This is a genomic window from Streptomyces phytophilus, assembly GCF_013870535.1.
GTDB classification, from domain to species: Bacteria; Actinomycetota; Actinomycetes; order Streptomycetales; family Streptomycetaceae; genus Streptomyces; species Streptomyces phytophilus.
The window spans coordinates 1-8,606 of sequence record NZ_JACBXC010000140.1 but is presented as its reverse complement, the minus strand read 5'-3'; the positions used below and the strand labels follow the sequence as shown (position 1 = coordinate 8,606).

Genomic DNA, 8,606 nt, shown 5'->3' with positions numbered 1-8,606 from the left:
ACCCAGCATCCAACCTCCCACTTGGCCACCACCACCCCATCGACTTGGCGTCCACTTGGCGACCCACCACCAAAAGCCACGACGGTCCTGAGGTGCACATCATCCAGGGAAAGGCCGAACTGGTGACCGACCTGGACATCCGCCGAGGTAATGCCCACCCGCCCTCCTTCGACCCCAGCTCACCGGGTCTGGTCGCGCGCTAAACTTCGGAAGCTGTCGCGAATCCGAGGCAGACACAGAAGGCAATCGCCGCACAAGGGCCGAGTCTCCCGCATTCCAGATCCCATTGGGGGTGGCCCCGCACTGGCCACCGAGTCCGCCCAACTGCCCGCCTACCGGGCTCCGAGGAGATCGACACGGTGGCGGCGAGGGTTGAGGCGCTGTCGTACGGGCCGTGTGTTCTGCCGCCTACGCGCGCACGCCGAGTGCGGTCCCTGTCGCGAACTGTCCCCGTCCGGCCGCCCAGTTCGCCGCGTCACATGCACCCATGCCGGTCCGTTCCTCCTGCGGCCGCGCCTTCCGCCCCGCGGCGATGAACGCGCGCTCCCCTGGCGAGCAGTCGACACCCGTCCTCCCGCGCAGTGCGACAAGGAGACACCGATGACCACGACTCCCGACCTGCGCACGGCTTTCACCGAGGTCATGGCCGCGGTGCCCACGCCGGTGTCGGTAGTGACCGCAATGGACGGGGACCGCCCGCACGGCACGACCGTGAGTGCCTTCGCCTCGCTGTCTCTGAACCCGCCCATGGTTCTCGTCTCGCTCGACCAGAACTCGGCCCTGCTGCAACTGATACGCGCCCGGGGGCGATTCGGCGTGAACGTCCTCTCCGGTGCGCAATCGACGCTCGCGAGAACCTTCGCCGGCAAAGGGGACGCGAAGTTCGCCGGTGTCTCCTGGCACGAGCAGGACGGGCTCCCCCACATCGCCGAAGCCACCGCCTGGCTTTCCGAATGTCATGTAGCCGACCGCCGTATGTGCACATGGCGCTCTCGGCAGCGCAGGCGCACAGCAGGCCGGTGATTTCACGGCAGCCCTTCATGGCCAGGAAGTGTCCGCCGCAGAGTTCGTGCAGCGCCGGCCCCGCCTGACGTAGCGCCGGGCCACGCGCGGGCGCTCCGGGGAGTCGAAGGCGTGGCCCATGCGTGCGTTCTGCCCCGGGGCGGAGATCGGCGGGTGGTGTTGCCGCCGATCTCCGCACTGCTTCTGGGGTCAGAAGAACGAGCTGTCGCCGCCCAGTTGGACCGCCCCGTAGTACGCCTCGGCGGCGTTGACGCACGCGAGGTGGGAGAGACGGGAGCTGTCGCGGTCGTCGCAGATGCGGCGCATTTCGGTGCGGAAGCGGCCGTCGATCCAGTTCTTCGTTTCGCGCGTCGGGCTGAGCTTCAGTTCGTGGTCGGCGCCGTAGTTCCGGTAGCCGAAGTCGTGCTGGACGCACGCGGGGCGGAAGACCTCGCTGTACGGCGCGTAGCCGGTGGGGACGGAGCAGCCGTCGTTCATCCAGTTGAACGGCGGTACGTGGGGGGTCTCGGCGAACTCCCCGTAGGTGAGGTTCATGATCGCGTCGGCCTGCTCGCGCAGCGTCGGCGCTGCTGCGGGAGCGGTGGCCACCGGGTTCGCGTCGGTGGCCGTGGCGCTGTCGGCGCCGGCGAGGGTGGCTGCTGTGAGCAGGGCCAGGGCGGCGATGGTGGTCGAGAGTTTCCTTCGCAGGGCGGCGACGGGCGCCGGGCTGCGGGTGATCTTGTTCATACGGTGAAACTGCGCGCCGGCACTGCGATCATGCGGCCGGAGGTGCGGATCCGCCCTTACGGGTCCGGTGGACCGCCCGGTTGACCGAGCGGCGCCCGTCCGGCGCGGAGCGCGTCATGCGCCGTCCGCGCCGGGCGGGCTCCAGTCACGATCAGGGGGCGTCGAGGGAGTCCTCGATACCCTTCATCTCCTCTTTGGCGACCTCCTGAGCCAGCCGCTCAGCGGTCTTGTCATCGATGCCCTCGCAGTCGCCGGGACGGTCGTCGGCGGCGTTCTCGTCGCCCGCCTGGTAGTCCTTCAACTGCTTGGTGATGGCCTCCTTGCAGGCTGCCTCATCCGGCTCGCTGTCACTACCGCAGCCGGCCACGGCGAAGGTCAGAGCCGCCGCAGCCGCAGCAAGAGCGGAAATACGGGCAGTGCGCTTGTGCATGATTCCCCTAGCAAATACGTGTTCGGACCGGTGCATCCTGTCCGACTCCGGCGACCCGTGTCTTGCGGTGTGACTGTTTGGTGACCTGACCGGGACACGATCACAAGGATTCGGAGCGTCAGTTTCGGAGCGCGTGTGCGCTTCTACGCGTGTCACTCGAACAGCCCCGCTCCGGGGGTCGGCCGAGCCCGGCGGACCGAGGCTGGAGTGCACTGCACCCACCCGCGGGGAGGACCCGTATGGCCACGCCCGATCCCAGCGACCGCGCCGACTTCGAGGCCGCCGACCGCGGGTTCCTCGCCGGACCTGCCGAGCGGCAGGTCACAGCCGCGGACGGGCGGGTGGTGTGGGACTTCGACGACACCGGCTTCCTCGGTGCCTTTCCCGACGACGGCCATCCCGACACCGTCGATCCGAGCCTGTGGCGGCAGGCGAAGCTGTGTGCGCGTGCCGGCTTGTACGAGGTGGCCGCGGGCGTCCTCCAGGTCCGCGGGTACGACCTCTCGAACATGACCCTCGTCGAGGGCGACCGCGGGGTCGTCGTCGTGGATCCGCTGATCTCGCGGGAGACCGCCGCCGCGGCGCTGGCCCTGTACCGCGCGCACCGCGGCGACCGGCCCGTCACCGGTGTGGTCATCACGCACTCGCACCTCGACCACTTCGGCGGCATCCTCGGCGTCCTCGACCCGGACGCGGACGTACCGATCCTCGCCCCCGCCGGCTATCTGGAGCACTCCGTGGCGGAGAACGTCTACGCCGGCACCGCCATGCTGCGCCGCGGCTTCTACTACGGCGGGATGAACCTGGAGCGCGGCCCCGCCGGGCTGGTCGGCATGGGGCTGGGGTTCACCGCTTCCACCGGTACGCCCGCCCTGCTGCCCGCCACGAAGGACGTCACCCGCACCGGGCAGACCGAGACCGTCGACGGCGTGCGGTTCGTCTTCCAGATGACGCCCGGTACCGAGGCTCCGTCGGAGATGAACTTCCTGCTGCCCGACCACCGCGCGCTGTGCATGGCGGAGAACGCCACCCACAACCTGCACAACATCCTGACCCTGCGCGGCGCCCTCGTGCGCGACGCCCGCACCTGGGCCCGCTACCTCGACGAGGCGCTACGGCTCTACGCCGCCGACGCCGACGTGCTCTTCGCCTCCCACCACTGGCCGACCTGGGGGCAGGAGGCGATGCGCGACTTCCTGGCCGAGCAGCGCGACCTGTACGCGTACCTGCACGACCAGACGCTGCGGCTGGCCAACCAGGGATACACCGGCACCGAGATCGCCGAGATCATCGAGATGCCGCCGTCGCTCGCCGCGGCCTGGCACACGCACGGCTACTACGGCACCGTCAGCCACAACGTGAAGGCGATCTACCAGCGCTATCTGGGCTGGTACGACGGCCACCCCGCCTCGCTGTGGGAGCACCCGCCGGCCGAGACCGCCAAGCGCTACGCGGACTGCATGGGCGGCGTCGACGCGATGGTGGCCAAGGCCGGCTCGTACGCCGACGACGGCGATCTGCGCTTCGCCGCGCAGCTCCTCAAGCACGCCGTGTTCGCGGATCCCGGCCACACCGGCGCCAAGAACGCGCTCGCCGACGTCTTCGAACGGCTCGGCCACGGCGCGGAGTGCGCCACCTGGCGCAACTGCTATCTCGTCGGCGCCCGTGAGCTGCGCGAGGGCGTCCGGCACACCGACATCGCCGCGAGCAACCTGATGGCCGCCCTCAGCGTCGAGCAGCTGCTCGACTCCGTCGCCATCCTCGTCGACGGCCCCCGGGCCTGGGACCTCGGCCTCACCCTGGACTGGCACGTCACCGACCTGGGCGAGCGCCACCGCGCCACGCTCGCGCACGGCGCGCTCACCCACCACCGCCTCGACGACCGGCCCGCCGAGGCGGCCGACGTGTCGCTGACGCTCACCAAGGCACAGCTGCTTGCTCTGCTGGCGGGTGGGGATCCGGGCGGCATCGAGCACGCCGGCGACCTGGGCGCGCTCCGCGCGCTGCTGTCCGTGCTCGACAAGCCCGATCCGGACTTCGCCGTCGTCACCCCCTGAGGAATCCGCGCGGGCGGAGTCAGCCCACGGGCGGCGGGCCCCAGCCGCCGTGCTGCTGCTGCGGGGGCGGCGGGGCGCCGTAGGGCTGCTGGGCCGGGTACGACGGGGGCTGCTGCGCGGCCCGCTGCCCCGAGCCGCCGGAGCCGCGGTCCAGCACGCCGCACGCCACCGCGCCGATCATGAGGCCGATGCCCAGGTACGAGCTGGACTCGCGGATCTGCTGGAACTCGATGCTCTCCACGTCCGACCGCTCGGCCATCATCGGCATCACGAATCCCTGGACCAGGAAGTACAGGCCGCAGACGAAAAGCACCCATCCGAAGATTTTCATACGCGGCACCCTACGTCGGGCACGCGCGTTACCAGGCCGGATTCCGCTTCCCGAAGTCCGGCCCGCGGCACCGGTGTTCAGGCTATGTCGCCCGCCCACTCCCAACGCCGCGGAGCGCCGGGCGCGGGCGCGTAGGTGGCGCGGCCGCCCGCGCCGAAGCGGCCCAGCTCGGTGGGCAGGGCCGCGCCCGCGGCGGTCTCCCGCGCGCTCCAGCCGGTGATGTCGAGCAGCAGCCCGTCCAGGGGGCCGCCGACCAGCTCGGCGTAGTCCCGCCCCGGGCGCGGCCCGGGGTGCGGGTCGTCGTGTTCCGTGCCGTAGACCCGGCCCCGCAGCAACTCCTCGTCCCTGTCCATGGCCCCAGCTTCTCAGCCGGCACTGACACTCCGGCCGGGTCGCGTCCGCCCCCGGTCCGGGCCGGTCGCGCGGGGGCCGCGCGGTGCCCGTATGCTGCGGCCATGGCATGCCGAATCACCGAACTGGTCATCGACGCCGCCGACCCCGAGCGGCTCGCCGCGTTCTGGAGCGAGGTCCTCGGCTACGTCGAGCTCGACCGGGACGACGACGGCACCATCGAGATCGGGCCGGCGGACGCCGGCTTCGGCGGGCTCCAGCCCACGCTCGTGCTGAGCGCGAGCAGCGACCCGCGCAGGGGGAAGCTCCCCCTGCACATCGACGTCAACGCCACCGACCGCGACCAGGAGGCGGAGCTGGAGCGGCTGCTCGCGCTCGGCGCCAGGCACGCCGACATCGGCCAGTCCGGCACGGAGAGCTGGTACCCGCTGGCGGACCCCGAGGGCAACGAGTTCTGCCTGCTGCGCTCCCGGGTGCAGCCCGCGGTCTGAGGGCGCCGCCCGCGCGCGGCGGCCCCAGCCCTGACGCGCGGCCCCGGCGTCACGCGTCGAAGCGGTTGCGGGCGGCCTCGATGTGGTGCAGGTACTGCTGCGTCCAGCCGCACATCGCGTCGACCGTCGCGCGCAGGGCGCGGCCCGGCTCGGTGAGGGTGTACTCGACCCGCGGCGGGACCGTGGGGTAGACCTTCCGGTCGACCAGGCCGTCGCGCTCCAGGGTGCGCAGGTTCTGCGTGAGCATCTTGTGGCTGACGCCCTCGACCTCCTTGCGCAGCTCGCTGAAGCGCAGGGTGCGCTCGCCGAGCGCTTCGATGATCAGCAGCGCCCACTTGTTGGCGACGTCGGAGAAGACCTCCCGCGCCAGCGAGTCCGCGCGCCTGAGGTCCGCGCCCTCGGGGAGGGCCTTGAGTTCCCGCTTGGTCACCATCTGGTTCCTCAGTAACGAAAAAGTGCGTCCTTCCAGGTCAGCCTTCACTCTCTTACAGTTTTTGAGTAACCGCAAGAGAGCAAAGGGAAGGACCCTCACCATGGCCGCCATCGACGCCTTCCACCACGGCGTGGCACCCGAGAGCGAGTTCGGCTACGCGCAGGCCATCAGGTCGGGCGAGCTGATCCACGTCTCCGGGCAGGTCGCGTTCGACGAGGCGGGCGCGTTCGCGCACGCGGACGACTGCGCCGCGCAGCTCCAGCTGACGTACGCCAATCTCGACAAGGTCCTGGCGCACTACGGCGCCGCCCGCAGCCAGATCGTCTCGCAGACCGTGTACGGCGTGCACCTGCAGCGGAACGCCGCGGCGATCACCGCGGGCAACCGGGCGTACTACGGCGCCCACCGCCCCGCCAGTACCGTCGTCGGGGTCGCCGAGCTGGCCTTCCCCGGGCAGCTCGTCGAGATCGCCGTCGTCGTGGACACCCGGCTGCCCGCCTGAGCGCACCCGGTCACATCCGCTCGGCGCCCGCCCTGATGGCCTCGCGGATGCGGACGTAGGTGCCGCAGCGGCAGATGTTGCGGATGCCGTCGAGGTCGTCGTCGGTGATCTCGCGCCCCTCGGCGGCCACGCGGCGTACCAGGGCGACGGCGGCCATGATCTGGCCGGGCTGGCAGTAGCCGCACTGGACGACGTCGTGGTCGAGCCACGCCTGCTGCATGGGGTGCAGGTCCCCGTCGGCGGTGTCCGCGAGGCCCTCGATGGTGGTGACCTCGTCGGCCGGCTCCAGGTCGCCGACGGGGATCGCGCAGGGGTTGACGGCCTTGCCGTTGAGGTGGCTGGTGCACGCCTTGCAGACGTTGATCCCGCAGCCGTACTTCGGTCCGGTGACGCCGAGGATGTCGCGCAGCACCCACAGCAGGCGCACGTCGTCGGCCACGTCGACGGTGACCTGCTCGCCGTTGACGCGGAAGGTGTGCTCGGGCACGGGGGTCTCCTTGCCTCAGCGAGCCTGGTCCAGGCCGTCGGTCGGGGACGCGGGGACGGGCGGGATCGTCGGTTTGGGGGTGAAGGACAGCGTGTCGTGGTTGATCGGGAAGACGGTGGGCATCGTCCCGGTCGCGCGGCCGTACGCGCAGGCGACCGCGGCCATCGACGCGGCGACCCCCAGCTCCCCCGCACCGCCGGGTTCGTCGGCGGTGTCGGGCATGACGATGACCTTCAGCTCGGGCGGGGTGTTCCACTGCCGGGTGTAGAAGTAGTTGTCCCAGCTGGCTTCGAGGAAGTGGCCGTCGCGCAGGTGGAGGCTGGACGTCAGGGCCAGCGCGATGCCGTCCATGAGGCAGCCCATCATCTGGGCTTCGAGCCCGCGCGGGTTGACGGTGAGCCCGACGTCCACGGCGAAGACGGCCTTGGTGACGCGGGGTCCGCCGACGCCGTCGCGGATGGGCCGGCCGACGGTCCCGGGGCGGCAGTCGATCTCCACCAGGGCCGCGCTGACCGACTTGTACTCGGAGTGGAACGCGATGCCCTGCGCGGTGCCCTCGGGCATCTTGCGGCCCCAGTCGCCGGCTTCCGCGGCCTTCTCCAGGACCGCGCGGGAGCGTGCGTCGCGCAGGAAGTCGCGGCGGAAGCCGTACGGATCCTTGCCCGTCCTCTCGGCGAGCCGGTCGACGATCAGCTCGCGTGCGCAGGTGACGTCCGGTGAGTAGACGTTGCGCATGCTGCCGGTGTTGAAGCCCTTGTCGGTCTCGTTGAGGAGCCGGGTGGCGAGGCCGAACTCGTACGGCATCGACTGGCTGAGGTGGAAGAACGTCTGGGAGAAGCCGATGTCGCCGACCGGCAGCCGCGCGGCCAGCGCGGTGAACACCTCGCCGAGGCCGTGGCCGAGGTCGGTGGCGACGCTGGTGTGCCGCTGCTTGAAGCCGAGGACGGCGCCGCCGGCGTAGTCGGCGCGGACCCGGGAGGTGGCCATGGGGTGCGTACGGCCCTGGCGGGCGTCGTCGGCGCGGTGCCACATGAGCTTGACGGGCTTGCCGATCCGGCGGGAGACCTCGACGGCTTCCAGCGCGGCGTCGAAGAACAGCTTGCGGCCGAAGGAGCCGCCGCCCTGGGTGACGTGGACGGTGACGCGGCCCAGGGGCAGGCCGAGCTTGGCGGCGATGGCCTCCTTGGCGACGATCGGGGACTTGAGCGCCGACCAGACCTCGGCCCGGTCGGGGCGTACGTCGGCGATGGCGCAGTTGGGCTCCAGCGCGCTGTTGCTGCGGAAGTGGAAGGTGAACCTGGCCTCCACGTGGGGGGTCAGCGGCGGCAGTCCCATCGGCGGCTCGGCGGCGGCGAGTTCGCGCAGCACGCTCTGGTCGGACTTGCCCTCGGCGGTGCCGGGCAGCCAGTCGACGCGCAGCGCGCGTACGGCGTCGATGCACTGGCCGAAGGTCTCGGCCCGTACGGCCACGCCGGTGTCGATCGGCACGACGTCGGTGACGCCGGGCATGGCGGTGACGTCGGCGAGGTTGGCGACGGCGCCGGGCCTGCCGTTGATGGTCGGCGGGCGGCAGACCATCGTGGGTTTGGCACCGGGGACGTCGAGGTCCATGGCGAACTTCTTGCGGCCGGTGACCGCGTCGCGGGCGTCGATGCGGTTGTGGGGCCGGCCGATGACGGTGAAGTCCTCGCGGGCGGTGAGGCGGACCTCCACGGGCTCGGAGCGGGTGGCGGCGGCCTTGGGGGCGAGGGTGCCGATGTCGACGGCGGCCCCGG

General features: G+C 71.2%; 11 protein-coding genes. 4 read left to right on the top strand and 7 right to left on the bottom strand.

The features are described from left to right. Nucleotides 1–600: 600 nt before the first annotated feature. A complete protein-coding gene (locus H5J30_RS10170) occupies nucleotides 601–1,023 on the top strand; it encodes a flavin reductase family protein (RefSeq protein ID WP_258563232.1) in 423 nt (140 codons plus the stop codon). A 189-nt stretch (nucleotides 1,024–1,212) separates the two neighbouring features. On the opposite strand, the gene H5J30_RS10165 is transcribed toward H5J30_RS10170, so the two are convergent. Next, nucleotides 1,213–1,749: a phospholipase A2 gene (locus H5J30_RS10165; RefSeq protein WP_181787098.1), complete on the bottom strand. Its 537-nt coding sequence runs from the start codon at nucleotides 1,747–1,749 to the stop codon at nucleotides 1,213–1,215. Nucleotides 1,750–1,900: 151 nt separating this feature from the next. Further along, nucleotides 1,901–2,179: a hypothetical protein gene (locus tag H5J30_RS10160; protein WP_181787097.1), complete on the bottom strand. Its 279-nt coding sequence runs from the start codon at nucleotides 2,177–2,179 to the stop codon at nucleotides 1,901–1,903. A gap of 239 nt (nucleotides 2,180–2,418) precedes the next feature. Between H5J30_RS10160 and H5J30_RS10155 the strand changes: the two genes are divergently transcribed. Beyond that, entirely contained in the window at nucleotides 2,419–4,236 is a 1,818-nt protein-coding gene (locus tag H5J30_RS10155) for an alkyl/aryl-sulfatase (RefSeq protein ID WP_181787096.1), read from the top strand. Between the two features lie 19 nt (nucleotides 4,237–4,255). On the opposite strand, the gene H5J30_RS10150 is transcribed toward H5J30_RS10155, so the two are convergent. Both H5J30_RS10150 and H5J30_RS10145 read right to left on the bottom strand, forming a co-directional pair. Continuing rightward, entirely contained in the window at nucleotides 4,256–4,567 is a 312-nt protein-coding gene (locus H5J30_RS10150; RefSeq protein ID WP_181787095.1) for a hypothetical protein, read from the bottom strand. A gap of 77 nt (nucleotides 4,568–4,644) precedes the next feature. Beyond that, nucleotides 4,645–4,920, bottom strand: a complete 276-nt coding sequence (locus tag H5J30_RS10145) for a hypothetical protein (protein ID WP_181787094.1) — start codon at nucleotides 4,918–4,920, stop codon at nucleotides 4,645–4,647. A 102-nt stretch (nucleotides 4,921–5,022) separates the two neighbouring features. Here H5J30_RS10145 and H5J30_RS10140 point away from each other — a divergent pair, with 102 nt between their 5' ends. After that, a complete protein-coding gene (locus tag H5J30_RS10140) occupies nucleotides 5,023–5,409 on the top strand; it encodes a VOC family protein (protein WP_181787093.1) in 387 nt (128 codons plus the stop codon). A 49-nt stretch (nucleotides 5,410–5,458) separates the two neighbouring features. Here H5J30_RS10140 and H5J30_RS10135 read toward each other — a convergent pair whose 3' ends face one another. Next, on the bottom strand, nucleotides 5,459–5,842 hold the full coding sequence (locus H5J30_RS10135) for a winged helix-turn-helix transcriptional regulator (protein ID WP_181787092.1): 384 nt from the start codon (nucleotides 5,840–5,842) through the stop codon (nucleotides 5,459–5,461). Nucleotides 5,843–5,942: 100 nt separating this feature from the next. Here H5J30_RS10135 and H5J30_RS10130 point away from each other — a divergent pair, with 100 nt between their 5' ends. After that, nucleotides 5,943–6,344 carry a Rid family hydrolase gene (locus H5J30_RS10130; protein WP_181787091.1) on the top strand — a complete coding sequence of 134 codons (402 nt, stop codon included), beginning with the start codon at nucleotides 5,943–5,945 and terminating at the stop codon, nucleotides 6,342–6,344. Nucleotides 6,345–6,354: 10 nt separating this feature from the next. Here the strand turns inward: H5J30_RS10130 and H5J30_RS10125 are convergent, their stop codons facing one another. Continuing rightward, the gene (locus tag H5J30_RS10125) at nucleotides 6,355–6,831 is read right to left on the bottom strand and encodes a (2Fe-2S)-binding protein (protein WP_181787090.1); all 477 of its coding nucleotides are present in this window, start codon (nucleotides 6,829–6,831) and stop codon (nucleotides 6,355–6,357) included. A gap of 15 nt (nucleotides 6,832–6,846) precedes the next feature. Then, nucleotides 6,847–8,606: molybdopterin cofactor-binding domain-containing protein (locus H5J30_RS10120; protein WP_181787089.1), on the bottom strand; the 1,760-nt coding region annotated here is incomplete at its 5' end.

Excerpts from the sequence above, each read along its gene's own strand:
- H5J30_RS10145 (WP_181787094.1), bottom strand. The coding sequence starts at position 4,920 with ATGGACAGGGACGAGGAGTTGCTGCGGGGCCGGGTCTACGGCACGGAA.
- H5J30_RS10170 (WP_258563232.1), top strand. The coding sequence starts at position 601 with ATGACCACGACTCCCGACCTGCGCACGGCTTTCACCGAGGTCATGGCC.
- H5J30_RS10135 (WP_181787092.1), bottom strand. The coding sequence starts at position 5,842 with ATGGTGACCAAGCGGGAACTCAAGGCCCTCCCCGAGGGCGCGGACCTC.
- H5J30_RS10165 (WP_181787098.1), bottom strand. The coding sequence starts at position 1,749 with ATGAACAAGATCACCCGCAGCCCGGCGCCCGTCGCCGCCCTGCGAAGG.
- H5J30_RS10160 (WP_181787097.1), bottom strand. The coding sequence starts at position 2,179 with ATGCACAAGCGCACTGCCCGTATTTCCGCTCTTGCTGCGGCTGCGGCG.
- H5J30_RS10140 (WP_181787093.1), top strand. The coding sequence starts at position 5,023 with ATGGCATGCCGAATCACCGAACTGGTCATCGACGCCGCCGACCCCGAG.
- H5J30_RS10155 (WP_181787096.1), top strand. The coding sequence starts at position 2,419 with ATGGCCACGCCCGATCCCAGCGACCGCGCCGACTTCGAGGCCGCCGAC.
- H5J30_RS10150 (WP_181787095.1), bottom strand. The coding sequence starts at position 4,567 with ATGAAAATCTTCGGATGGGTGCTTTTCGTCTGCGGCCTGTACTTCCTG.
- H5J30_RS10130 (WP_181787091.1), top strand. The coding sequence starts at position 5,943 with ATGGCCGCCATCGACGCCTTCCACCACGGCGTGGCACCCGAGAGCGAG.